The organism is Streptomyces sp. NPDC052101 (assembly GCF_040680235.1).
Lineage (GTDB): Bacteria > Actinomycetota > Actinomycetes > Streptomycetales > Streptomycetaceae > Streptomyces.
In genome coordinates, this window is record NZ_JBFAWH010000002.1 from 241,402 (window position 1) to 265,847 (window position 24,446).

General features: G+C 72.6%; 21 protein-coding genes. 8 read left to right on the forward strand and 13 right to left on the reverse strand.

Annotated features, from left to right (window positions below):
* Window positions 1–58: 58 nt before the first annotated feature.
* Complete coding sequence (locus AB0L75_RS04745; protein WP_365175322.1) at window positions 59–1,006, reverse strand: ATP-binding cassette domain-containing protein; 948 nt, start codon at window positions 1,004–1,006, stop codon at window positions 59–61.
* Window positions 1,007–1,163: 157 nt separating this feature from the next.
* Between AB0L75_RS04745 and AB0L75_RS04750 the strand changes: the two genes are divergently transcribed.
* Complete coding sequence (locus AB0L75_RS04750; protein ID WP_365175324.1) at window positions 1,164–3,206, forward strand: NAD(+) synthase; 2,043 nt, start codon at window positions 1,164–1,166, stop codon at window positions 3,204–3,206.
* Between the two features lie 13 nt (window positions 3,207–3,219).
* Here the strand turns inward: AB0L75_RS04750 and AB0L75_RS04755 are convergent, their stop codons facing one another.
* The 3 genes from AB0L75_RS04755 to AB0L75_RS04765 all read right to left on the reverse strand — a co-directional run bounded on the left by AB0L75_RS04755 (window position 3,220) and on the right by AB0L75_RS04765 (window position 6,139).
* Complete coding sequence (locus tag AB0L75_RS04755; protein ID WP_365175326.1) at window positions 3,220–4,263, reverse strand: hypothetical protein; 1,044 nt, start codon at window positions 4,261–4,263, stop codon at window positions 3,220–3,222.
* Between the two features lie 98 nt (window positions 4,264–4,361).
* Window positions 4,362–5,111 (reverse strand): TIGR03943 family protein, encoded by a 750-nt coding sequence (locus AB0L75_RS04760; RefSeq protein WP_365175328.1) that lies wholly within the window; start codon window positions 5,109–5,111, stop codon window positions 4,362–4,364.
* Window positions 5,108–6,139, reverse strand: a complete 1,032-nt coding sequence (locus AB0L75_RS04765) for a permease (protein WP_365175330.1) — start codon at window positions 6,137–6,139, stop codon at window positions 5,108–5,110. Before AB0L75_RS04765 ends, AB0L75_RS04760 begins: the two co-directional genes overlap by 4 nt.
* A gap of 173 nt (window positions 6,140–6,312) precedes the next feature.
* Here AB0L75_RS04765 and AB0L75_RS04770 point away from each other — a divergent pair, with 173 nt between their 5' ends.
* Window positions 6,313–8,121, forward strand: coding sequence for an NAD-binding protein (locus tag AB0L75_RS04770; protein ID WP_365175332.1), 1,809 nt, complete (start codon window positions 6,313–6,315; stop codon window positions 8,119–8,121).
* A gap of 57 nt (window positions 8,122–8,178) precedes the next feature.
* Here the strand turns inward: AB0L75_RS04770 and AB0L75_RS04775 are convergent, their stop codons facing one another.
* Window positions 8,179–9,987 (reverse strand): prolyl oligopeptidase family serine peptidase, encoded by a 1,809-nt coding sequence (locus AB0L75_RS04775; RefSeq protein ID WP_365175334.1) that lies wholly within the window; start codon window positions 9,985–9,987, stop codon window positions 8,179–8,181.
* Window positions 9,988–10,130: 143 nt separating this feature from the next.
* On the opposite strand from AB0L75_RS04775, the gene AB0L75_RS04780 reads away from it, so the two are divergent.
* Both AB0L75_RS04780 and AB0L75_RS04785 read left to right on the forward strand, forming a co-directional pair.
* On the forward strand, window positions 10,131–10,910 hold the full coding sequence (locus AB0L75_RS04780) for a class I SAM-dependent methyltransferase (protein ID WP_365176452.1): 780 nt from the start codon (window positions 10,131–10,133) through the stop codon (window positions 10,908–10,910).
* 69 nt (window positions 10,911–10,979) lie between these two features.
* Window positions 10,980–11,768 (forward strand): SURF1 family protein, encoded by a 789-nt coding sequence (locus AB0L75_RS04785; RefSeq protein WP_365175336.1) that lies wholly within the window; start codon window positions 10,980–10,982, stop codon window positions 11,766–11,768.
* Window position 11,769: 1 nt separating this feature from the next.
* On the opposite strand, the gene AB0L75_RS04790 is transcribed toward AB0L75_RS04785, so the two are convergent.
* The 4 genes from AB0L75_RS04790 to AB0L75_RS04805 all read right to left on the reverse strand — a co-directional run bounded on the left by AB0L75_RS04790 (window position 11,770) and on the right by AB0L75_RS04805 (window position 16,388).
* On the reverse strand, window positions 11,770–12,882 hold the full coding sequence (locus AB0L75_RS04790; RefSeq protein ID WP_365175338.1) for a hypothetical protein: 1,113 nt from the start codon (window positions 12,880–12,882) through the stop codon (window positions 11,770–11,772).
* 128 nt (window positions 12,883–13,010) lie between these two features.
* On the reverse strand, window positions 13,011–13,685 hold the full coding sequence (locus AB0L75_RS04795) for a SigE family RNA polymerase sigma factor (protein WP_365175340.1): 675 nt from the start codon (window positions 13,683–13,685) through the stop codon (window positions 13,011–13,013).
* 350 nt (window positions 13,686–14,035) lie between these two features.
* The gene (locus tag AB0L75_RS04800) at window positions 14,036–15,088 is read right to left on the reverse strand and encodes an aspartate-semialdehyde dehydrogenase (RefSeq protein WP_365175342.1); all 1,053 of its coding nucleotides are present in this window, start codon (window positions 15,086–15,088) and stop codon (window positions 14,036–14,038) included.
* Window positions 15,089–15,116: 28 nt separating this feature from the next.
* Window positions 15,117–16,388 (reverse strand): aspartate kinase, encoded by a 1,272-nt coding sequence (locus AB0L75_RS04805; RefSeq protein WP_365175344.1) that lies wholly within the window; start codon window positions 16,386–16,388, stop codon window positions 15,117–15,119.
* A 247-nt stretch (window positions 16,389–16,635) separates the two neighbouring features.
* On the opposite strand from AB0L75_RS04805, the gene AB0L75_RS04810 reads away from it, so the two are divergent.
* Window positions 16,636–17,364, forward strand: coding sequence for a sulfite exporter TauE/SafE family protein (locus tag AB0L75_RS04810; protein ID WP_365175346.1), 729 nt, complete (start codon window positions 16,636–16,638; stop codon window positions 17,362–17,364).
* A gap of 37 nt (window positions 17,365–17,401) precedes the next feature.
* Here the strand turns inward: AB0L75_RS04810 and AB0L75_RS04815 are convergent, their stop codons facing one another.
* Genes AB0L75_RS04815 through AB0L75_RS04825 form a run of 3 tightly spaced genes read right to left on the reverse strand, consistent with a single transcriptional unit; the run spans window position 17,402 to window position 19,052 of the window.
* Window positions 17,402–18,064 carry a DUF5063 domain-containing protein gene (locus AB0L75_RS04815; protein ID WP_365175348.1) on the reverse strand — a complete coding sequence of 221 codons (663 nt, stop codon included), beginning with the start codon at window positions 18,062–18,064 and terminating at the stop codon, window positions 17,402–17,404.
* Complete coding sequence (gene recR / locus AB0L75_RS04820) at window positions 18,057–18,656, reverse strand: recombination mediator RecR (protein ID WP_365175350.1); 600 nt, start codon at window positions 18,654–18,656, stop codon at window positions 18,057–18,059. Before recR ends, AB0L75_RS04815 begins: the two co-directional genes overlap by 8 nt.
* Before the next feature lie 51 nt (window positions 18,657–18,707).
* Window positions 18,708–19,052, reverse strand: coding sequence for a YbaB/EbfC family nucleoid-associated protein (locus AB0L75_RS04825; RefSeq protein ID WP_365176454.1), 345 nt, complete (start codon window positions 19,050–19,052; stop codon window positions 18,708–18,710).
* 244 nt (window positions 19,053–19,296) lie between these two features.
* Here AB0L75_RS04825 and AB0L75_RS04830 point away from each other — a divergent pair, with 244 nt between their 5' ends.
* Window positions 19,297–20,046: an SLATT domain-containing protein gene (locus AB0L75_RS04830; RefSeq protein WP_365175352.1), complete on the forward strand. Its 750-nt coding sequence runs from the start codon at window positions 19,297–19,299 to the stop codon at window positions 20,044–20,046.
* 33 nt (window positions 20,047–20,079) lie between these two features.
* Here AB0L75_RS04830 and AB0L75_RS04835 read toward each other — a convergent pair whose 3' ends face one another.
* Window positions 20,080–21,975, reverse strand: a complete 1,896-nt coding sequence (locus AB0L75_RS04835; RefSeq protein ID WP_365175354.1) for a serine/threonine-protein kinase — start codon at window positions 21,973–21,975, stop codon at window positions 20,080–20,082.
* 257 nt (window positions 21,976–22,232) lie between these two features.
* Between AB0L75_RS04835 and AB0L75_RS04840 the strand changes: the two genes are divergently transcribed.
* Entirely contained in the window at window positions 22,233–23,588 is a 1,356-nt protein-coding gene (locus AB0L75_RS04840) for an aspartate aminotransferase family protein (protein ID WP_365175356.1), read from the forward strand.
* Window positions 23,589–23,705: 117 nt separating this feature from the next.
* On the forward strand, window positions 23,706–24,401 hold the full coding sequence (locus AB0L75_RS04845; protein WP_365175358.1) for a GntR family transcriptional regulator: 696 nt from the start codon (window positions 23,706–23,708) through the stop codon (window positions 24,399–24,401).
* Window positions 24,402–24,446 lie beyond the last annotated feature (45 nt).

A 24,446-nucleotide genomic window follows, 5' to 3' on the forward strand; every position in this document is an offset into this window, starting at 1 on the left:
CGTACGGGATGGACGGGGAGGACTGGGCGTACGGGGCGGACTCGGCGGGCCGCACGGGCTAGGCGGCGGGTACGGGGCTTCCGGTCAGGGCGAAGAACACGTCGTCCAGGTCCGGGGTGTGCACGGACAGCTCGTCGGCCTCGATGCCGGCCGCGTCGAGCCAGTCGAGTACGGCACGCAGCTCGCGCTGGCTTCCGTCGCTGGGGATCTGCAGGGCGAGCGCCTCGTCGTCGCGCGTGGTCTCGCGCAGCGCGGTCGCCGCCCGCTCGTACAGCACCGGGTCGGCGAACCGCAGCCGTACATGGCCGCCGGGGACCAGCCGCTTCAGCTCCTCGGCGCTGCCCTGGGCGACGAGCTTGCCGCCGTTGAGGACCGCGATCCGGTCGGCGAGCTGGTCGGCCTCCTCCAGGTACTGGGTGGTGAGGAAGACGGTCGTACCGCCCGCGACCAGTTCGCGGATGATCTGCCACATGGTGTGGCGGGAGCGCGGGTCGAGGCCGGTGGTGGGCTCGTCGAGGAAGATGATCCGCGGGGCGCCGACCAGGGTCATGGCGATGTCGAGGCGGCGCTTCATGCCGCCGGAGTAGGTGGAGGCGGGCTTCTTCGCGGCCTCGACCAGGTCGAAGCGCTCCAGCAGATCGGCGGTGACCCGCCGTCCCTCCCGCCGGGAGAGGTGCTGCAGGTCGGCCATCAGCAGCATGTTCTCCTCACCGGTGATCAGTCCGTCCACGGCGGAGAACTGGCCGGTGACCCCGATGGCGGCCCGCACCGCCTGGGCCTCGGCGGTGAGGTCGTGCCCGGCGATCCGCGCCTCGCCGGCGTCGGCGGAGATCAGCGTGGACAGGATGTTGACCGCCGTGGTCTTGCCTGCGCCGTTCGGCCCGAGGAGGGAGAAGATCGTGCCGGCGGGCACCTGGATGTCGATGCCGTCGAGGACGGTCTTGTCGCCGTACGCCTTGCGCAGCCCGGTGGCCGCGATCGCGAGTTCGTGCTGTGTCGTCGTCATGCCCCAGAGCGTGCGGCCCCGGCGGTTCAGACCGGCTTCAACTGGGTTTCAGCCGGGCCGCACGGGCTTCAGCATGTGAAACCCGCAGGTGGGCGGCGAGTGGCGGCCCGACCCTTAGGCTTCGTCTTGTAGGAAAGTCGCTTCGGAAAGAGGTCCCGTGAGCTTCTGGTCGATCTACCAGCACGGCTTCGCGCGCGTCGCCGCCTGTACGGGCCACACCGTCATCGCCGACCCGCCCGCCAACGCCGAGGCGGTCCTGCGCCATGCGCGCCGCTGCGCCGAGGAGGGCGTCGCCGTCGCCGTGTTCCCGGAGCTGTCCCTGACCGGGTACGCGATCGACGACCTGCTGCTGCAGGACGCGCTGCTCGACGACGTGGAGACGGCGCTCGCCACGATCGTGGCCGAGTCGGCGGACCTGCTGCCGGTGCTGGTCGTCGGCGCCCCGCTGCGCCACCGCGACCGGATCTTCAACTGCGCGGTCCTCGTGCACCGCGGCCGGATCCTCGGCGTCGTACCGAAGTCGTACCCGCCGAACTACCGGGAGTTCTACGAGCGCCGGCAGATCGCCGCGGGCGACGACGAGCGCGGCGGAACGATCCGGCTAGGCGGCGCGGACGTACCGTTCGGCGTGGATCTGCTCTTCGCCGCGACGGACGTGCCCGGACTCGTGCTGCACGCGGAGATCTGCGAGGACATGTGGGTCCCGGTGCCGCCGAGCGCCGAGGCGGCGCTGGCCGGCGCGACCGTCCTCGTCAACCTCTCGGGCAGCCCGATCACGGTCGGCCGGGCCGAGGACCGCAAGCTGCTGTGCCGCTCGGCGTCCTCCCGCTGCCTCGCCGCCTACGTCTACGCGGCGGCCGGTCTCGGCGAGTCGACCACCGACCTGTCCTGGGACGGCCAGACCCTGGTCTACGAGAACGGGACGCTGCTGGCCGAGACCGAGCGCTTCCCGCTCGGCGAGCAGTACGCGGTGGCCGACGTCGACCTGGACCTGCTGCGGCAGGAGCGGCAGCGGACGGGCACGTTCGGCGAGAACGGCCGCACCCACGCCGCGCGCACCCGCGACTTCCGCTCGATCTCCTTCGAACTCGCCCCGCCGGCCACCACCGACCTGGGCCTGCGCCGCCGCCTGGAGCGCTTCCCGTTCGTGCCCGCGGACGCCGAACGCCTCGCCCTGGACTGCTACGAGGCGTACAACATCCAGGTCGCCGGCCTGCAGCAGCGCCTCGCGGCGATCGGCGGCCCCAAGGTCGTCATCGGTGTCTCGGGCGGACTCGACTCCACGCACGCGCTGATCGTCGCCGCCCGGGCGATGGACCGCGCCGGCCGCCCGCGCAGCGACATCCTGGCCTTCACCCTGCCCGGCTTCGCCACCAGCGACCACACCAAGGACAACGCGCACCGGCTGATGCGGGCCCTCGGCGTCACCGCGGCCGAGCTGGACATCACGCCGACCGCGCGGCTGATGCTCAAGGAGATCGGCCACCCCTTCGCCGCCGGCGAGCCGGTGTACGACGTCACCTTCGAGAACGTCCAGGCGGGCCTGCGCACCGACTACCTGTTCCGGCTGGCCAACCAGCGCGGCGGCATCGTGCTCGGCACCGGCGACCTCTCCGAGCTGGCGCTCGGCTGGTCGACGTACGGCGTCGGCGACCAGATGAGCCACTACAACGTCAACTCCGGCGTGCCCAAGACGCTCATCCAGCACCTCATCCGCTGGGTCATCAGCAGCGAACAGTTCGACGAGGAGACCGGCAAGATCCTGGCCGCGATCCTGGACACCGAGATCAGCCCCGAGCTGGTGCCGGGCGAGGAGATGCAGTCCACCGAGTCGAAGATCGGCCCGTACGCGCTGCACGACTTCACCCTCTTCCACGTCCTGCGCTACGGCTTCCGCCCGTCGAAGATCGCCTTCCTCGCCTGGCACGCCTGGCACGACGCGGAGGCGGGCGCCTGGCCGCCCGGCTTCCCGGAGGCCGACCGCGGCGCGTACGACCTCACCCAGATCCGGCACTGGCTGGAGGTCTTCATCCGCCGCTTCTTCGCCTTCTCCCAGTTCAAGCGCTCGGCCATGCCGAACGGCCCGAAGGTCTCGGCGGGCGGTTCACTGTCGCCGCGCGGCGACTGGCGGGCCCCTTCGGACGGCAACGCACACGCCTGGCTGCGGGACTTGGAGCGCTTCGATCCGACGGAGGCGTAAGCGCCGTAAGGGCTCAGGCCAGCGCACGCAAGACGCGGGCGAGGTCGTCCGGCGCGGCAGCCAGCCGCACCGGCGTCCCCGCGTCGTCGAGTTCGGCGACATGCCAGTCGTGCGGGACGAGGTCGCCCTCCTCGCCCCGGGCCCGCCGTACCGACCGGAGGGTGAGCCGCTCGACAGGGATCGGTTTCGCCGCGAAACGGCCCGGCCCGGGATGGGGTGTCACCGCGGGGCCGTCGGCGCCGAGGACGACGTGGCTGCCGAAGCGGTACGTGTTGTAGTCGGTGTGCTCCAGGAAGCGGGCGGGCAGGAACACGTCCTCCCCGTCCGGGAGTTCGGGGGTGGGGCGCGCCGGTGCGGCGGGGTCGCCGGGCACGCGGATCCGGGTCGCCTGCCAGGCCCAGGCGGACAGGGCAAGGCTGACCGTCCCGCCGGCGGCCCACCACGCGATCGCCTCCGTGGAGCCGAACAGCGACGTGGGGTGCCGGTAGCACAGCGGCAGCAGCCACACGGCGGTGACCAGGAGCGGGGCCAGGAAGGGCAGCGGTGACGGCAGGACCTCGTCCGCCGGCCGCCCGCGCCCGCGCAGCCGCACCAGGAGCCGCGCTACCGGCCAGCCGGCGCCCAGCGCGAGCCCGGCGGCGGCGACGGCCATGCTGCCGCCGGTGGTCACATGCTCGTGCCAGACGTAGTGCCGCCCGGAGACCTTCATCACCTGCCCCCGCCAGTACGTCAGCGTGACCCGGTCCCCGGCCTCGAAGGACTCGGCGGCCTCCTCCGCCACGGTCAGCCTGTGCAGCGGCCGACCGTCGGTGAAGTACAGATAGCTGTCCTTCTTGGGCTGGTGCGGATCGGTCCGCTCGATCACGGCCGGGACCGTGCTCAGGCAGTCGTCGCCGTGCTCGGCGGCCGCGCAGGGCCGGGCCGCGTCCCATGCCCGCTCCCGCGCGGTGGTGCCCGCCACGGCCCCGGCGACGCCGCACGCGCACGCCAGCAACAGCACACAGACGGCCAGCGGCTTGGCCCAGCCGCCCCGCGCGGCACCTTCCCGGGTGTTCATGCCCCGCATTTTCGCGCCACCCGTGATCCGGCCACATGTGCGGGGTCCGGCAAGGTGTCAGCGGTCCACGCTGCCGTGTTCCGACAGCGTGGGCACGCTCAGTTGTTCCAGGTCTCGTCGTACGGGTCGTGCGGCACCGGGACCGGTTGCGCCGACGTCACCTTCAGATACGGGATGGGGCCGTTGTTGACCGGGTCGTGCATGAGGCGCGGGGTGTAGCTGCCGGTCACCTCCAGCCAGGCGTCCGGGCGCAGGACCGGGGGCAGGGTGCCGGTCAGGGCGATCTTGACCGGCTGGGCGTCCGCGGCACAGCAGTTGAGGGCCATGCGGACCAGATACGGCGCCCCCGAGTGGTCCAGGGCGAGGAACCCGGTGACGCGGACCGGGCGGTCGTGCAGGGAGCGGCCGTGGTCGTAGGCCGCGCGGGAGGCGTAGTCGACCACGGAGAGCGGGACGGGGTCGCCGGCGGGCAGCGGGCCTAGGGCGTACGGCTTCTGCAGGGCCGTGCCGGACCGCACGGCGCTGTAGGAGCCGAGGGCGGGCGGGGCGATGAGGATGAGGGCGAGGAGGGGGAGCAGGAGGAGCCAGGAGATGCGGGGTTCGGGGTGGGCGTGGGTGTGGCTCTGGGATCCGTGGGGTTCCTGAGATTCCTGGAGTTCCTGAGACCTGTGGCGTCGGTACTCGTACCAGACCGTCGCCAGCGCGGCCAGGATCAGGACCGCGCCCGAGGCCAGCAGCAGCGGCTGCAGGCTCGCCTTGACATAGCGCAGGTAGAGGCTGGTGCCGCCCGCGTGCAGCAGGGCGGCACCGAGCAGGAACAGGACGGCGGCCTGGGCCTGGCGGTTCACAGCAGCACCGCCGAGGTCAGGACGCCGCCCGCGACGGCGAGCACGAAGGTGGCGGGCGCGAAGCGGAGGGCGAAGCCGCGGCCGAAGGTGCCGGCCTGCATCGCGAAGAGCTTGAGGTCGATCATCGGGCCCACCACCAGGAACACCAGCTTGGCCGTCAGGGAGAACTGGGTGAGGGAGGCCGCGACGAACGCGTCCGCCTCCGAGCAGATGGACAGCAGCACCGCGAGGACGGCGAGGGCGAGCACGGAGAAGACCGGGTTCCCGGCCGCCGTGCGCAGCCAGTCCGCCGGGGTCGCCGCCTTCAGCGTGGCCGCGGCCATCGCGCCGAGCACCAGGAAACCGCCGGCGTGCATGGTGTCGTGCCGTACCGAGTGCCAGAACGCCTCCCCCTTCGTCGCGCCCTCGTGCGCGCCGTGGGCCGGCGGGCGCAGCCAGTCGGCGCGGCCGAGGCGCTGCCACAGCCAGCCCATCGCGCACGCCACCAGCAGGCTGGCCAGGAAGCGGCCGAGGACCATCGCCGGGTCGCGCGGGAAGGCCACGGCGGTGGCGGTCAGCACGATGGGGTTGATCGCGGGGGCGGAGAGGAGGAAGGCGAGGGCGGCGGCAGGAGTCACGCCTCGGCGCACCAGCGCGCCCGCCACCGGCACGGACGCGCACTCGCAGCCCGGCAGCACCGCGCCCGCGATCCCGGCGACCGGTACGGCGAGCACGGGATGGCGCGGGAGGGCGCGGGCGAAGAACGACGGGGGCACGAACACCGCGATCGCCGCCGACAGCAGCACACCGAGCACCAGGAACGGCAGCGCCTGCACGGTCACCGCGACGAACACCGTCATCCAGCTCTGCATCAGCGGGGTGCCGAGGAAGCCGCGGATCGGGGACTGGGCGAGCACCGCCAGCAGCAGCGTCAGCGTCAGCACCAGCGGGGAGCTGAGCCGGCGGCCGCCGCTGTCCGGCCCGCCGCCGGGAGGGTGCGCGGGGTCCCGCGCCTCGGCACCGGGCAGGGCGTCTTCGGTGATGGCCACGCGTGGATACCTCCGGCTGTCCTTGCTCCCTCCCCCTCAGTACGCGGGTCGGGGCGCACACGTTCAATCGGTCCTGTTCAATCCGTCCTGGAACCACCCGACTTCATGGGGCACTCTGTTCCCTTGTGGCGAGCGTTCCGTATCAAGGGGGGCCGGGTGCCCCGCCGGCGCACATGGTGGTGTGCGGTGACGACGGACTCGCGCACCGGCTGGCCGCCGAGTTGCGCGGAGTCTACGGCGAGCAGGTCACCCTCGTGGTACCGCCGAACGAGCGCACCGCCAGACCTCCGGTGGTCGGCCGTGCCCGGTCCGCCTCGGCGGCGCTGTTCGACCGTGTGGTGAGCGCCGCCGTCGGCCGCGGCGGCACCGGACCGGGACCGGCCACGCCCACCGCGAGCACCGGCAGCGGCAGCAACGGCGCCGATGCCGCACGGGTGTTGGAGGCCGCTGAGATCACCGAGGCCGTGCTCGCCGAGGCCGGGGTGGAACGGGCCGCCGCGCTCGCCCTCGTCTTCGACGACGACGAGACCAACATCCGGGCCGCGCTGACCGCCCGGCGGCTCAACCCGCGGCTGCGGCTCGTCCTCCGCGTCTACAACCGCCGGTTGGGCCAGCACATCGAGGAACTCCTCGACCAGGCCGCCGCGTTGGCCATCGGCGACGGCGACGGCGAGGGCGGCACGGACGCGTCCACCACCGTGCTGTCCGACGCCGACACCGCCGCGCCCGCGCTCGCCGCCACCGCCGTCGCCGGCACCAGCAAGGTCGTGCAGACCGAGGGGCTGCTGCTGCGAGCCGTCGAACGGCCGACGGCCGGTACCGGACTGTGCACCCTCGCCCTGCTCTCCCCCACCGGTACGGACCCCGAGAGCGGCGGGGAGCAGGAGCCGCGGCTGCTGCCGGACGACGACGAGGTGCGGCGGGCCGCCGGGCGGTCGGCCGTGGTGCTGGAACAGGTGTCGTCGGCGGGCGGCGGGGAGTCGGCCGGGCCCGGCCGGGGCGGGGTGCCGCCGCTCGCCTCGCTGTTCTCGCGGCGGCTGCGGTGGTCGCTGGCGGGCAGCGTGGCCTGTGTGGTCGCCCTCGCGGTGGCGCTGTGGGTCCTCACCCCCGGACTCAATCCGCTGCGGGCCTTCTACTACACCCTCCTCGACCTGTTCGCGATCGACAACCCCGCGATCGGGGCGCCGCTGGGCCGGCAGATCCTCCAACTCCTCTCCGGGCTCGTCGGGTTGCTGATGCTTCCGGTGCTGCTGGCCGCCGTGCTGGAGGCGCTGGGCACCTTCCGCACCGCCTCCGCCCTGCGCAAGCCGCCGCGCGGTCTGGGCGGGCATGTGGTGCTGCTCGGGCTGGGGAAGATCGGCACCCGGGTACTGACCCGGCTGCGCGAGCTGAACATCCCCGTCGTCTGCGTCGAGTCCGATCCGGAGGCGCGGGGCCTTGCGACCGCGCGGCGGCTGCGGGTGCCGGTGGTGCTCGGGGACGTCACCCAGGAAGGGGTGCTGGAGTCCGCCAAGATCCACCGGGCGTACGCGCTGCTCGCGGTGACCAGCGCGGACACGACGAACCTGGAGGCCGTGCTGTACGCGCGGTCCGTACGGCCCGATCTGCGGGTGGTGCTGCGGCTGTACGACGACGACTTCGCCACCGCCGTGTACCGCACGCTGCGGGCGGCGTATCCGCATGCGCTGACCCGGAGCCGGAGCGTCACGCATCTGGCCGCGCCCGCGTTCGCCGGGGCGATGCTCGGGCGGCAGGTGCTGGGCGCCATCGCGGTGGAACGGAGGGTGCTGCTGTTCGCCGCGGTCGACGTGGCCGGGCACCCCCAGCTGGAAGGGCGCACCGTACGGGACGCCTTCCGGGCCGGGTCCTGGAGGGTGCTGGCGCTGGAGGGACGCACGGACACGGCGCCGCAACACGTACTGGAGAAGGGGGACCGGGTTGTCGTGGCCGCCACCCGCAGGGGGCTCGCGGAGCTGCGCTGACCCACCAGGCGGCTCCGCCCCCTGAACCCCCGTCTCCCTACTTGGTCGAGAAGGCTTCTAGCTGCCCAAGTGCCGCTCCGCGAAGTCCATTTCGAGTCTCACCTGCTTGATCCGCTCGTCCACCACCAGGGAGCCGTGCCCGGCGTCGTAGCGGTAGACCTCGTGGGTCGCGCCTCTCGTCTCCAGGCGCTTGACGTAGTTGTCGATCTGGCGGATCGGGCAGCGCGGGTCGTTGACGCCCGCCGAGATGTAGACCGGGGCCTTGACCTGGTCGACGTAGGTCAGCGGGGACGATGCCTCGAAGCGCTCGGGGACCTCCTCCGGGGTGCCGCCCAGCAGGGTGCGGTCCATGGCCTTCAGGGCCTCCATCTCGTCGTGGTACGCGGTGACGTAGTCCGCGACGGGCACGACCGCGATGCCCACCGTCCACGCGTCGGGCTGGGTGCCGACGCCGAGCAGGGTGAGATAGCCGCCCCAGGAGCCGCCGGTGAGGACCAGCCGGGTGGGGTCGGCGAGCCCGGAGGAGACGGCCCAGTCACGCACCGCCGCCACGTCCTCCAGCTCGATCAGGCCGACCCGGTGCTTCAGGGCGTCGGTCCACGCGCGGCCGTAGCCGGTGGAGCCGCGGTAGTTGACGCGGACCACCGCATAGCCCCGGTCGACCCAGGCGGCCGGGCCCGCGGCGAAGGAGTCGCTGTCGTGCCAGGTCGGGCCGCCGTGCAGGTCGAAGACCGTCGGCAGGGGGCCGCTCGCGCCCGCCGGCTTCTGGATCAGGGCGTGGACACGGCCGCCGGGGCCCTCCACCCACGCGTCCTCCACCTGCACCGACGGCGGGCAGGCCAGGCCCGGGGGGTCCAGGACCACGCCGCCGGTCGTCGAGCGCACCGCCGGCGGCTCGGCGGCCGAGGACCACAGATACTCCACGCTGCCGTCGGGGCGGGCCGTGGCGCCGGAGACCGTGCCGGGCGGGGTGGGGATACGGGTCAGCTCGCGGGTCGCCAGGTCGAGACGGAACAGCTCGCTGCGGGCCTCGAAGCCATGGACGACGAGCAGGGCCGAGCCGTCCGGATACCACTCGGCGCTGACGTCACCGGGCAGGTCCAGGGCGAGGTCGGTCTCCTCGCCCGAGACCACGTCCCACACCAGCGGCTCCCAGCGGCCCCGGCGCTGGTGGCCGATGAGCAGGCGGGCGTCACCGTGCACCGGCGCGAATCCGAGGACCTCCAGGCCCAGCTCCTCGGTGCCGCCCTTGGTGTCGTCCAGCTCGGCGACCGGCGTGCCGTCCGGGCGGAGTACGCGCAGCGCCGCGTGCATGGCGTCGCCGTGCTCGGTGTGCTCGATGGCGATCAGGGAGCCGTCGTGCGAGAGGTCGCCGACGCCCGCCGACTCGCGGTGCCGGTAGATCTCGACGGGGGCCTCGCCCTCGCGGGCGAGGTGGATCGTCGTACCGTCCTCGTCCGTGGAGCGGCCGACGACCGCCGTGCGGCCGTCGCGGGCCAGGGCCAGGCCGGCCGGGTAGGAGGGGTCGAGGCCTGGGACGGCCGGCTCGTGCGCCCCGCCCCCGAAGGGCTGGCGGCGCCAGATGCCGAACTCGTCGCCGTCCTTGTCGTCGAACCACCAGACCCAGGCGCCGTCCGGCGAGAGCACGCCGTCCGTCGTGCCGTTCGGCCGGTCCGTCGCCTGCCGCTGCTCGCCCGTCGCACGGTCCCAGGCATACAGCTCGTACGTCCCCGTCGCGTTCGACACGAACAGGGAGCGGTCCGGCGCGTCCTCCGCCCAGTCGGGCAGCGAGACGCGCGGCGCCCGGAAGCGCTTCTCCCAGTCCGGCATCCGGTCCCGCGTGCTCGACGTGCTGTGCTCACTCATCGCCCCAGTCATGCGCCCATACTGCCTGGCCGCGCCGACAATTGGGTGGCGCATGTGCGCAGCCTGTGGATAACTTCCCGATCGTGAGCGCATCGACTTCTTCTACGTCCGTTCCCGAAGGCTGGCGCGAGGACAACCGGGCCATGTGGGACGAGAGAGTGCCCGTGCACGTCGCCGGTGAGTACTACGACCTCGACGGCTTCCGGGCCCGCCGGGACGTCCTGCGGGACTTCGAGACGGCCGAGGTCGGCGACGTCACCGGCAAGACCCTGCTGCACCTGCAGTGCCACATCGGGACCGACACCCTCTCCTGGGCCCACCGGGGCGCCGCCCGGGTCGTGGGCCTGGACTTCTCCGCCCCGGCCGTCGAGGCCGCCCGCACCCTCGCCGCCGACCTCGGCTACGGCCCCGAGCGCGCCGCCTTCGTCACCGGCGATGTGTACGACGCGGCGCGGGCGGTGCCCGAGGCGTCGTACGACATCGTCTACACCGGGCTGGGCGCGCTGTGCTGGCTGCCCGACATCCGCCGCTGGGCCCGCACGGCCGCCTCGCTCGTGGCACCCGGCGGCTTCCTCTACCTCGCCGAGTTCCATCCGCTCACCGAGGCCCTGGACGACGCGACCGGCAGCCGGATCGTGCGCGACTACTTCGCCCGCGACGCCCAGGTGTACGACGAGCCCGGCACCTACGCCGACCGGGACGCCCCCACCGTCCACAACCGCAGCGTGTCGTGGCAGCACACCCTCGGCGACGTCGTCTCCGCGCTCGCCGCGACCGGGCTGCGCATCGAGTTCCTGCACGAGCACGACGTCTCGCTCTTCCCGCGCTTCGAGAACTTCGAGGTCCGGGGCGGCTACCACCGCTTCCCGGCGGGCCATCCGCGCATCCCGCTGATCTACTCGCTCAGGGCGAGCAGGGACTGAGCCGCACGCCGGGCGCGGCAAGCGGACCCCCGGGCAACGGCCCGGGAGCCGCGCCGTACCGTGGAAGGCGTGTACCGGTTTCTGCTGACACCCCGCTGGTGGGGCATCAACGTCTTCGTGCTGCTCGCCATCCCGTTCTGCGTCTTCATGGGGTCGTGGCAGCTGAGCCGGTTCGAGGGGCGGGTGCACGACAGTCGCGCCGCGACCCGGCAGGCCGCGTCCGACCGGCACGAGTCCGCGCGGCCGCTGCAGGCGATGCTGCCCGTCGACAAGGCCACCTCGGGCCGCCGGGTCACCGTGAGCGGGCACTACGGCAAGCAGCTGCTGGTGCCCGGCCGACGGCTGGACGACAGAAGCGGTTTCTACGTCCTCACCCTGCTGCGCACCGACTCCGGCAAGGCGCTGCCCGTGGTGCGGGGCTGGCTGCCGGGCACGGCCGACGCGGCGAAGGCGCCCGCGCCGCCGAGCGGTGAGGTCACCGTCACCGGTGCGCTGCAGGCCTCCGAGACACCCGGGGACAACGGGGTCAGCGCGCAGGGCGGGCTGCCGGCCGGGCAGACGGCGGCGATCAGCTCGGCGTCGCTGGTGAACCTGGTGCCGTACCGGCTGTACGACGCCTGGGTCACCCTCGACAAGGCCGATTCCGGGATGACGGCCGTGCCCGCGACCGCGCCGGACGGCACCGGGCTGGACCTGAAGGCGTTCCAGAACCTCGGCTACACCGGCGAGTGGTTCGTCTTCGCCGGGTTCGTGGTGTTCATGTGGTTCCGGTTGCTGCGGCGAGAGGTCGAGGCCGCGCGGGACGCCGCACTGGGCCTGGTGCCGCAGGAGACCCCGGAACCGGTGGTCAGCGGCTGACCTACGACCCCGCCAGCACCCCGGTGTAGTAGACCGTCCCCGCGCACTCCCCCGGCACGGTCGTCGACACCGCCGGTGCGCCGCCCTGGGCCGTGTGGTTGATCTGTACGCTGCCGGCGGCCGTGCCGTCCTCGGACGTCAGCTGGGTCGTCGTACCGGATGTGTCTCCCGTGGCCGAACCGCCGGAGGCACTCGCGCCCTGGCTGGGTGACGGATCCGGCGAGGCGCCCCCGGTGCCCGAGCCGCCGGTGGTGGGGCCGGTGGTGGGGCAGGTCTGCGACGGCACGAAGGCGAACTTCTCCTCGTAGGCCGAGGCCGGCTGCAGGATCAGCCCGGTGACCTCCTGCGAGGGGTCGGGCAGGCCGGTCGCCGCGTCCCCGGCGGCATGCCGCACCGCGCTGATCTTGGCCTGGTCGGCCGCGCCCACCGCGGTCGGGGTGACGGTGCCCGCGCCGGCGACGGTGCAGGCGGAGGAGGAGACGTTGGCGACGCGGAACACGCCGTAGACCACGCCCGCGGAGTCGGGGGCGGCGGCGGTGCCGGTGGCGGAGCCCAGCTGGGCCCGCGTGCACTGCGGGACGGTGCCCGCGGCGAGGGTGGAGGACGGGTTGGCGCCGCCGGGGGAGCCGGTGGTGCCGGCGCCGGGCCTGTCCTTCGCACCGGGCTTGCCGGGCTGCTTGCCGGGCCTGGCGCTCGTACCGCCGGTGCCCTGCCTGGTGCCCGTGTCGCCGCTCTTGTCCTTGCCCTGTCCGGTGCCGCCCTGGGCCTGGGAGGACTGGCCGGCCATGGCGGTGTTCGGGTCGGAGCCGCCGGAGCGCGAGACATGGACGAGGGCGGGGATCGCGGTGCCGATGAACAGGGCCGCGGCGGCCATACCGACGGCGGCCTGGCGTTTGCGGGCGCGCCGCGCGGGGACGGCCCGGCGCAGCCGGTCCAGCGTGCCGGTGCGCGGCTCGATGTCGTCGACCGCGGAGTGCAGCATCCGGCGCAGGGCCTGTTCGTCGGCGCCGAGCCCACCGGGACCGGGCCCGGCCGCCCCGTCCGCACCCGCCCCGAACCCGTCGGGACCCTGGTCGAGGCCCTCGGGGCCCTTCTCGTCGGGGCCGTGGTTCACAGTTGCGTTCCCAGCGTGCGATGGCGTGTGCTCTTGCTCGTCCCGCTTCGTCGGCTGGTGCCAGGCGAAGGGCTCATGACGTTCATGGGAATGACGTCCATCGGAATCGCCCCCTTCGGCTCGCTCGCTCATGCCGGTGCCTCCATGGCCACCCGCAGCGCGGCGATGCCCCGCGAGCCGTACGCCTTCACCGAGCCCAGGGAGATCCCGAGGGTCTCGGCGACCTGGGCCTCGGTCATGTCCGCGAAGTAGCGCAGCACCAGGACCTCGCGCTGGCGGCGCTGCAGGCCCTTCATCGCCTTGATGAGGTCCCGGCGCTCCAGCCGGTCGTAGGCGCCCTCCTCCGCGCTCGCCATGTCCGGCATCGGCTTGGAGAGCAGTTTCAGGCCGATGATGCGGCGGCGCAGCGTGGACCGGGAGAGGTTGACGACCGTCTGCCGGAGGTAGGCGAGGGTCTTCTCGGGGTCGCGGACGCGCTTGCGGGCCGAGTGCACCCGGATGAAGGCCTCCTGGACGACGTCCTCGCAGGACGCGGTGTCGTCGAGGAGCAGCGCGGCGAGGCCGAGCAGCGAGCGGTAGTGCGCCCGGTAGGTCTCGGTGAGGTGGTCGACAGTCGTACCGGCGGCCTCGGTCGCCACGGTCTCGTCGGAGCCGTCGCGCTGACTGGGGATGCGGGCGGGCCGCGCTGCGGGCATGGGCGCGATCACCGGCATGCCGCCGGGCGTGCGGGGCCGCAGTGCCGCACGGGGCGGCCGGAGGGCCGCCGTGCCGCGGGCCGCGCTGAGTTCGAGTACCTCTGCCACGTCAGTTGGACACGTCTGCACCCGCCAGGGTTGTACGTGCCGGGCGCCACATATGCGACATCCGGCGGCGCCTCAAGTGCCGTCATGCGTCCCGCTCTTCCCTTATGTCCCGTTTGAACGGGCGTCCCCACGCCCTGATCACGGCGTCCCCACGCCGGGATCCTCACGTCCACAGCCCCGCAAGGGTGACCGCAAAGACGCTCCCCGCCCTGCACGCGGTTGCGCGGGGCGGGGAGGAGATCCTGTGGTGATCCTCTGCTGCCGTACGGTCTGGTTCAAGTGGTGTTGACCATGCTCCTCAACACATTTCTTACCCAGGCCCTACAAACGGACGCCCTCGGCGAGGACGATCAGGACAATTCCGCGGCGACCAGCTCCGCGATCTGCGCGGTGTTCAGCGCGGCCCCCTTGCGCAGGTTGTCCCCGCACACGAAGAGTTCCAGCGCGGTCGGGTCGTCCAGGGCCCGCCGCAGCCGGCCCACCCAGGTCGGGTCCGTGCCCACGACGTCCGCGGGGGTGGGGAACTCACCGGCGGCCGGGTCGTCGCACAGCACCACACCGGGCGCGGTCGCGAGGATCTCCCGGGCCCGGTCGACCGTCACCTCGCCCTGGAAGCGGGCGTGCACGGTCATCGAGTGGGTGGTGATCACCGGGACGCGTACGCAGGTCACCGCGACCGGCAGCTGCGGCAGCCCGAGGATCTTGCGGGCCTCGTCGCGGACCTTCATCTCCTCCGACGACCAGCCGTCCGCCATGAGCGACCCGGCCCACGGCACGACGTTCAGCGCGACCGGCTCCGGGAACGGCCCGGTGTCCTCCCCGACGGCCCGCCGTACGTCGCCGGGCTTGGCCCCCAGCTCGGTCCCGGCCACCAGGGACAGCTGGGCTCGGAGCGTGTCCACGCCGGCCCGGCCGGCCCCGCTCACCGCCTGGTACGACGACACCACCAGCTCGCGCAGCCCGAACTCGGCGTGCAGCGCACCCAGGGCGACGATCATCGTCAGGGTCGTGCAGTTGGGGTTGGCGATGATGCCGCGCGGGCGGACCCGTACGGCGTGCGGGTTGACCTCGGGCACCACGAGCGGCACCTCGGGGTCCAGCCGGAAGGCGGCGGAGTTGTCGACGACGACCGCGCCGCGCGCGGCGGCGATCGGCGCCCACTGCGCGGCGACCTCGTCCGGGACGTCGAACATCGCGATGTCGACCCCGTCGAAGGCCTCTTCGCTCAGGGCCACCACCTCGACCTCCTCCCCGCGCACGGCCAGCTTGCGGCCGGCCGAGCGCGGGGAGGCGATCAGGCGGATCTCGCCCCAGATGTCCGCGTGCTGGGACAGGATCTGGAGCATGACCGCGCCGACGGCCCCGGTCGCTCCCACGACCGCGAGCGTCGGCCTGCCGGTCATCGTCGTACGCCTCCGTACGTGGAGACGGTCATCGGCCGGTGCCGCCGTAGACGACGGCCTCGTCGGTGTCGGAGTCCAGCCCGAAGGCGGTGTGCACGGCGCGGACCGCCTCCGGCACGTCGTCCTCGCGGGTGACGACCGAGATACGGATCTCCGAGGTGGAGATCAGCTCGATGTTCACACCCGCGGCGGACAGCGCCTCGAAGAAGGAGGCGGTGACGCCCGGGTTGGTCTTCATGCCGGCGCCGACGAGCGAGATCTTGCCGATCTGGTCGTCGTAGCGCAGCGAGTCGAAGCCGATGCCGGGGCGGTTGCGCTCCAGCGCGTCGATGGCCTTGCGGCCCTCGGTCTTCGGCAGCGTGAAGGAGATGTCCGTCAGGCCGGTGGAGGCGGCGGACACGTTCTGCACGACCATGTCGATGTTGATCTCGGCATCGGCGATGGTCCGGAAGATCGCGGCAGCCTCACCCGGCTTGTCCGGCACACCGACGACCGTGATCTTGGCCTCGGAGGTGTCGTGCGCGACACCGGAGATGATGGCCTGCTCCACCTTCTTGTCCCCAATCGGCTCATTGCTGACCCAGGTACCCTGCAGCCCGCTGAAGCTGGACCGGACATGGATCGGGATGTTGTAGCGGCGGGCGTACTCCACACAGCGGTGGAGCAGCACCTTGGAGCCGGAGGCGGCAAGCTCCAGCATGTCCTCGAAGGAGATCCAGTCGATCTTCTTCGCCTTCTTCACCACGCGCGGGTCGGCGGTGAACACGCCGTCCACGTCGGTGTAGATCTCGCAGACCTCGGCGTCGAGAGCCGCGGCGAGTGCCACGGCGGTCGTGTCGGACCCGCCGCGCCCCAGCGTGGTGATGTCCTTCTTGTCCTGGCTGACGCCCTGGAAACCGGCGACGATCGCGATGTTGCCCTTGTCCAGCGACTCCCGGATCCGGCCGGGCGTGACGTCGATGATCCGGGCTTTGTTGTGGACCGAGTCGGTGATGACGCCTGCCTGGCTGCCGGTGAAGGACTGGGCCTCGTGGCCCAGGTTTTTGATCGCCATCGCCAGCAGGGCCATGGAGATCCGCTCTCCGGCGGTCAGCAGCATGTCGAATTCGCGCCCGGCAGGCATCGGAGAAACCTGCTCGGCGAGATCGATCAGCTCGTCCGTCGTGTCGCCCATCGCGGAAACGACGACGACAACCTGGTTGCCGTTCTTCTTCGCTTCCACGATCCGCTTGGCGACGCGCTTGATGCCTTCGGCATCGGCTACGGAGGAGCCTCCGTACTTCTGCACGACAAGGCCCACGTGCGCTCCTCGCTCGGTTCGTTTGTGTCGGCTCAGTCTAACGAGCGCCCGAATTCCACCGCCCTGCTCCCGCATGGTGAGACATGGACGGTGAGGCGGAAAGACGTCGGACGTCCGCGTCCCGCATCTGCCCAGCCTCCGCCGAGCCACGCGGGAAAGTGCCCCGCGTCACAGTCGCAACTGCATTAGGTTTCAACCACCGTTTCCACCACAGGGGACGGCACGGGGGACGGCACGGGGGTGCGACATGACGGAGACGGTGCTCGCGGCGATCGTCCTGCTCGGCGCGAGCGTGCAGTGGCTGACCGGAATGGGCTTCGCCCTGGTCGCCGTACCGGCGCTGGTGCTGCTGCTCGGTCCCGCCGACGGGGTGGTGCTCGCCAACTGCGCCGCCGGCGCCATCAGCGTCGTGGGCCTGGCGGGCGGCTGGCGCCGCGTCCGCCCGGCGGCGATGGTGCCCCTGTGCCTGGCGGCCGCCTGCACGGTCCCGGCGGGCGCCTGGATGACCCGCCAACTCCCGCGCCCCGTCCTGCTGCTGGTGATGGGCGCCCTGGTGACGGCGGCCGTGCTGCTCGTGATGCGCGGCGCCCGGGTCCCGGCCCTGCGGGGCGGCAGAGGCGCGGTGACGGCGGGAGCGCTGGGCGGCTTCATGAACGCGGCGGCGGGCGTGGGCGGTCCGCCGGTCTCCCTCTACGCCCTCAACGCGGGCTGGACGGTACGGGAGTTCGTCCCCAACGCGCAGTTCTACGGCGTCGCCGTCAACGCGTTCTCCCTCGCCGCGAACGGCACGCCCCGCCTGTCCGGGGCGCAGTGGGCACTCGTCGCCGCGGCGATGGCCGTCGGCGCGCTCATCGGCAACACGGTCGCCGCCCGCATCTCCGAGCACCGCGCCCGCCATCTGGTCCTCGTGCTGGCCCTGGCGGGCGGCGGGACGGCGATGACGAAGGGGCTGTGGGGGATGTGGCTCAGCCGATGAGCCGCTTGTCCGGCGGCGGGACGCGGTTGCCGTCGTCCTACTTGCCCTGCCCCATCCCCAGCGGGCCGCCGATCTCCTCCGCCATGACGCGGCCCGCCTCGAACTCCAGGGTCTCGTCGCCCATCGTGGCCTGGTCGGTGTCGAGGCCGTCGAGTTCTTCCAGGGGCTGGTTGAGGCGGACGTGGATGAGGACAGACTGCAGGGCGCGCAGTACGGCGGAGGCGGTCGGGCCCCAGTTGGAGAAGTAGGAGAACTGCCACCACCACAGGGCCTCCGTGGTGCGGCCGGAGCGGTAGTGGGCCATGCCGTGGCGCAGGTCGGTGATGACATCGGCGAGATCGTCGGAGACACGCGCCGGGACCGGGGCCTTGCGGGGCTCGTACGGGTCGAAGACCTCGGAGTAGACGTCGACCGGTTCCAGCAGGCGGGCCAGGTTCTCCCGGAGTCCGTCCACGTCCGGCTCGGGGCCGAGGTCCGGCTCGTAGCGCTCGTCGGGGACGATGTCCTCGTGCGCGCCCAGGCGGCCGCCGGCCAGCAGCAGCTGGGAGACCTCCAGGAGGAGGAAGGGTACGGCCGAGCCGGGCTCGTCGCCCCTCGCCACCTCCGAGACGGCCACCAGGAAGCTCTCGATCTGGTCCGCGACCTGGACCGCGAAGTCGTCCGGGTTCTGGCCGGTCGCGTGCAGTGTGGCGTCAGACATCTAGGAGTCGTCTCCCCTCGAAGGCGCGGCCGAGAGTGACCTCGTCCGCGTATTCCAGGTCGCCACCCACCGGGAGGCCGCTGGCCAGGCGGGTGACCTTCAGGCCCATGGGCTTGATCATGCGGGCGAGATAGGTGGCCGTGGCCTCGCCCTCCAGATTGGGGTCCGTCGCCAGGATCAGCTCCGTGACCGTCCCGTCGGCCAACCGCGCGAGAAGTTCTCGTATACGCAGGTCGTCGGGACCCACACCCTCGATCGGGCTGATGGCGCCGCCGAGCACGTGGTAGCGGCCGCGGAACTCGCGGGTGCGCTCGATCGCCACCACGTCCTTCGGCTCCTCCACCACGCAGATGACCGAGAGATCGCGGCGCGGGTCACGGCAGATGCCGCACAGCTCCTCCTGCGCCACATTGCCGCAGGTCGCGCAGAAGCGGACCTTCGCCTTGACCTCCAGGAGCGCCTGCGCGAGCCGCTTCACGTCCGTCGGCTCGGCCTGCAGGATGTGGAAGGCGATCCGCTGCGCGCTCTTGGGACCGACGCCGGGCAACCGCCCCAGCTCGTCGATGAGGTCCTGAACCACGCCTTCGTACAACGGACTGCCCTTCCTGGAGACCTTTCGGTTCGTACCGTAGTTGGCCCGGCCTCAGAACGGCAGACCGGGGATGCCCGTGCCGCCGCCGAGGCCCTGGGCCAGCGGGCCGAGCTTCTGCTGCTGGAGCGTCTGCGCGTTCTCGTTGGCCGCCTGTACGGCCGCCACGACCAGGTCGGCGAGCGTCTCGGTGTCCTCCGGGTCCACGGCCTTCGGGTCGATCTTCAGCGCCCGCAGCTCGCCGGCGCCGGTCACGGTGGCCTTCACCAGACCGCCGCCTGCCTGCCCCTCGACCTCCGTGTTCGCCAGTTCCTCCTGCGCCCGCTGGAGATCCTGCTGCATCTTCTGGGCCTGCTGGAGCAACTGCTGCATGTTGGGCTGGCCACCACCGGGGATCACGATCAGCTCCTCTACGTTCTTCTCCTTGAGCATGAGCCTACGTGGTCCACGCCCCCGTCGCCCCGCCACTCTTTCGAGTGAGAAGCCACCGGGGCCTATACCTGATCAAGACCCTCTTCCGGGCGGAAAAGTCGGGAAACCTCCCTCTCCGCCACCCATTGGGCGGTAGGAAGGGTGCCGCACGTCGGCATGGTATGTCACGCTGCGTGACCGGTCGTGAACAGTGATCATTAGGGAGTGGCGGGTGGGTCAGCCGGAGATGCAGCCCGAAGGTCCGCCACAGGACGGGCGGGGCGAGGACGCGGCCGGGCTGCGGCCGGGCGATCTGACCGGGCGGGCGTTTCCGCTCGGAGACTGGGGCGAGCCCGCCGAGCGGCTCGACGAGCTGTACCGGTGGGTGGAGCGCGGGGCGCTGGAGACGGCGTCCTGGTATCTGCGGGACCGGGTGTGGAAGCGGCGCGGCGCCCGGGCGCTGCGGTCGGCCGCGGCGGCGGGCGCGGTGGCCGGTGCCGCGCTGCCGCTGCTGGACCTGGCGGGCGCGGCCCGCGGGGTGGCGCCGTGGGGCTGTCTGGCGCTGCTGCTCGCGGTCTCCTGCGCCGGCGTCGACCGGTTCTTCGGCGTGACGTCCGGCTGGATGCGGGACGTGGCCACGGCGCAGGCGGTGCAGCGACGGCTGCAGGTGCTGCAGTTCGACTGGGCCTCCGAGAGCATCCGGGAGGTGCTGGGCCCGGCGGAGGGCACGGCGAGCGAGGCGTCCGAGCGGTGCCTCGGGGTGCTGCGGCGCTTCTCGGAGGACGTCACGGAGCTGGTGCGCACGGAGACGACCGACTGGATGGTCGAGTTCCGCACCGGGGCGGCGCCGCTGGGGATCCAGGCGGCGGTGACCCATGTGCCGCGCCAGGACGCAGGGGGCTCGGCCGGCCGCTTCCCCCTCCCCCCGGCCAACGGCACCCGCCCGAACATGCCCCGCCAACGCCCCCCGGAGCCGCGCTAGGTCCACCGGGTCACCGCCTGGTGCAGTACGTCGTCACTGCTTGGTGTACGTCAGGCTCTCGCCGCCGGCCTTCGCCCGCTTCAGCATGCCGCTCGGCAGCAGGGTGACCTCGGTGGCCTCGCCCGGGGTGCAGGAGGCGAGCGGCGCACCGCTGGTGACGGTGGACGGCCCGATCTCCAACGTGCCGTCGGAACGCGGCTGTCGGGTGAGCTTGGCCGCGAAGACGCAGTGGTACGTGCCGCCGGAGTCCGTCGGTCCGTCCGCGACCAGCGTCAGCACGCTCTCGCCCACCTTGCCCTGCCGGATGGTCAGCCGGCGGGTGCTGATCCCGCCCGCGTTGTCGATCGCCGTCTTCCAGGTGCCCAGGTAACCGGCCGGAACGTCCCCGTCCGTGGGCGCGGACGCGGAGCCGGACGGCGTGGACGCGCCGGAGTCCGGCGCCCCCGACGTCGTCCCGTCGGTCGCGGCCCCGGAAGGCGCGGTGGGGGCGGGACCGGCGCTCCCGCCCCCCTTGTCCCGGCCGCCCCCGTTGTTCATCAACGCGTACACCGAGCCGCCCGCGCCCAGCGCCACCACCAGCGCGACCACGACGAGCAGCGCGGTGGAACGCCCGCTGCGCCGCTCCGGCTCCTGCACCCCACCGCCGGGCACCGCCCCGTACGGCGCCGTGGTCCCGGCCCCACCGCCGTACGGCCCACCGCCGTAGCCCTGGTACGACGGCTGCCCTCCGCTCCACGCCCCGGCCCCGGCCTGCTGCGGATACCCGTAGGCGCCGCCCGACTGGGGATGCTGGTGCGCATACCCGTACCCGAACCCAGGAGGGCCCGGCACAGCTGCCGGCGGCACCTCCCCCGCCGCGACGGCCGGCACCTGCCCGCCCTCCGCACCGCTTCCCGCGTCAGAGACAGCGGCATGCTCGGGCGACCGCTCTGCGGCGCCGTTCCCCGCGGCGGCACCGTCCACGCCGGGGCCGGCCGCGGCCGACGCCGCCCGCCCCGTCCCCTCCGGATCCTCGACCTCCAGCAACTGCACGGCGTGCCGGCCGAGTTGGGCGACCAGCGCGCCCGGCAGCCAGGGATCCCGGGACCTCCCCCCGGCCACGGTGTCCTCCGCCCCGGTCCGCTCCAGCAGCGCGTCCAGCGAGGGCCGCGCCCCCGGATCCTTGCGCAGGCAGTCCCGCACCAGGTCGGCGATCCCCTCCGGCACCCCCGCCAGATCCGGCTCCTCCTGAGCGATCCGGAACATCAGCGCGTGCACACCGCTGTTCGCGGACCCGAAGGGCAGCGCACCGGTCGCCGCGTAGGCGAGCACGGACCCGAGGCAGAAGATGTCGCAGGCCGGCGTGATCCGGTCTCCCCGCACCTGCTCGGGCGCCATGAATCCCGGTGATCCGAGCAGCGACCCGGTCCGGGTCAGTTCCTCCCCGCCCAGCGAGGTCGTCTCCAGTGCCCGCGCGATCCCGAAGTCGATCACGCGGGGCCCGTCGATCGTCACCAGCACGTTCGACGGCTTCAGGTCCCGGTGCACGATCCCCGCCGCGTGGATGTCCTTCAGCGCATGCGCGAGCCCCGCCGCGAGGATCCGTACCGACCGCTCGGGCAGCGCCCCGTGGTCGTGGCCCACGACCTGCTGCAGGCTCGGCCCGGCGACGTACCCGGTGGCCACCCACGGCACCGCCGCCTCGGTGTCGGCGTCGAGCACGGGCGCGGTCCAGTACCCGCCGACCCGCCGCGCGGCCTGCACCTCCTGCCGGAACCGCGCCCGGAACTCCTCCTGTGCGGCGAGTTCCTCGCGGACCAGCTTCACGGCGGCGGTACGGCCCCGGTCCGACCGGGCGAGATACACATGCCCCATGCCGCCCGCGCCCAGCCGCGCCAGCAGCCGGTAGCTCCCGATGTGCTGCGGATCCCCCGCCCCCAGCTTCTCCATGGCCCGCCCCGCCTCCCCCGTACGCCCCGTGCACCCCATACACGCCATGCATACGTGTACGACGGACCGAGAATAATCCGGCCCCGACCGGGGAGTCGCGCGGCTCGGCGCCTACGGTTCCGTAACGGGCCGGCCCGGCTCGTCAGGCACCGCCGGGAGCCCGTGCCCGGGTATCGACAACCTGTCGTGGAAACCGCGCGTCCAGGGAACAAGACGCCGATGTCGCTTCCGCATCGCGGACATTTACGCTCGGCCGCATGACCCCTCAGCCCAACCCCGATGCCGGCGCCGCAGTCAAGGCCGCGGACCGCGCGCACGTCTTCCACTCCTGGTCCGCGCAGGACCTGATCGATCCGCTCGCCGTCGCCGGCGCCGAGGGGTCGTACTTCTGGGACTACGACGGCAAGCGGTACCTGGACTTCACCAGCGGGCTCGTCTACACGAACATCGGCTACCAGCACCCGAAGGTCGTCGCGGCCATCCAGGAGCAGGCGGCCACGATGACGACCTTCGCGCCCGCCTTCGCGATCGAGGCGCGCTCGGAGGCGGCCCGGCTGATCGCCGAGCGGACCCCCGGCGACCTGGACAAGATCTTCTTCACCAACGCCGGCGCGGACGCCGTCGAGCACGCGGTGCGCATGGCCCGGCTGCACACGGGCCGCCCGAAGGTGCTCTCGGCCTACCGCTCGTACCACGGCGGCACCCAGCAGGCGATCAACCTCACCGGCGACCCGCGCCGCTGGGCGAACGACGGCGCCGCCGCCGGCGTCGTCCACTTCTGGGCGCCGTTCCTCTACCGGTCCCGCTTCTACGCCGAGACCGAGGAGCAGGAGACCGCGCGCGCCCTGGAGCACCTGGAGACCACGATCGCCTTCGAGGGGCCTGGCACGGTCGCGGCGATCATCCTGGAGACCGTGCCGGGCACGGCCGGGATCATGGTTCCGCCGCCGGGCTATCTGGCCGGCGTCCGCGAGATCTGCGACCGCCACGGCATCGTCTTCATCCTGGACGAGGTCATGGCCGGCTTCGGGCGCACGGGTGAGTGGTTCGCGGCCGACCTGTTCGGTGTCGTGCCGGACCTGATGACCTTCGCCAAGGGCGTGAACTCCGGTTATGTGCCTCTCGGCGGCGTCGCCATCTCGCAGGAGATCGCGGAGACCTTCGGCAAGCGGCCGTACCCCGGCGGTCTGACGTACTCCGGGCACCCGCTGGCCTGCGCCGCCGCCGTCGCCACGATCAACGTGATGGCCGAGGAGGGCGTGGTCGAGAACGCCAAGCGGCTCGGTGAGAGCGTCGTCGGCCCGGCCCTGGCCGAGCTGGCCGAGCGGCACCCGAGCGTCGGCGAGGTGCGCGGTGTCGGCATGTTCTGGGCGCTGGACCTCGTGAAGAACCGCGAGACCCGCGAACCGCTCGTGCCGTACAACGCGGCCGGCGAGGCGAACGCCCCCATGGCCGCGTTCGCGGCCGCCGCCAAGCAGCACGGCGTGTGGCCCTTCGTGAACATGAACCGGACCCATGTGGTCCCGGCGTGCACGGTCACGGAGGCCGAGCTGAAGGAGGGCTTCGCCGCGCTGGACGCCGCGCTGAGCGTGGCCGACGAGTACACGGCGTAACCGGACAGCGGCTGCCGCCCGGGACACTCGAACGCGTAAGGTGACGTGCTCGTAAGAGATCTCGTAAGAGACCTGAGACCTACGGGTACGTCGCCCACGCGTGAGGAGAGCCCGACCATGCCCGGCACCGGCGCCGTGACGCGCAGCACCCTGCGCCAGCAGATCGCGGACGCGCTCCGCGACGAGGTGCTGGCCGGACGGCTGCGACCGGGCCGGGCGCTCACGGTCAAGGAGATCGCCGACCAGTACGGCGTCTCCGCCACACCGGTGCGCGAGGCGCTGGTCGACCTGTCCGCGCAGGGCATCCTGGAGGCCGACCAGCACCGCGGGTTCCGTGTGCCGGAGTACACCCTCACCGACTACCGGAACATGATCGAGGCCCGCAGCCTGGTCACCGACGGCATGTTCCAGGCCCTCACCACCGGCCATCCCGCCTTCCGCACCCCGCCGGAGGACCCGCACACGACGGCCGCGCTGACCACGGTGCGCCGCCGCGGCGAGGAGGCCGCGCGGGCCGCCGCGGCCGGCGACCTGACGATCCTCATCGGCTACGACCTCCGCTTCTGGCGCGAGCTGAGCGCGCTCTTCGGCAACCCCTACCTCGGTGACTTCCTCAACCGCCTGCGGGTGCAGTCCTGGGTCTGCGCGGTGCAGCATCTGCTCCGCCTGCCCGACCTGCGCGGCCGGCTGTGGGCCGGGCACACGGACCTGGTCGACGCGCTGGCCCGGCGCGAGGCCGACGCCGCCCGCTCGATCGTCGCCGCCTCCAACGCGCACTCGCTGGCGCTGCTGGAGGGTCTCGCCGGTAGCTGAGCGGCCGAAAGGGTATGGGACCGGCACATCACCGACTACCCTTCC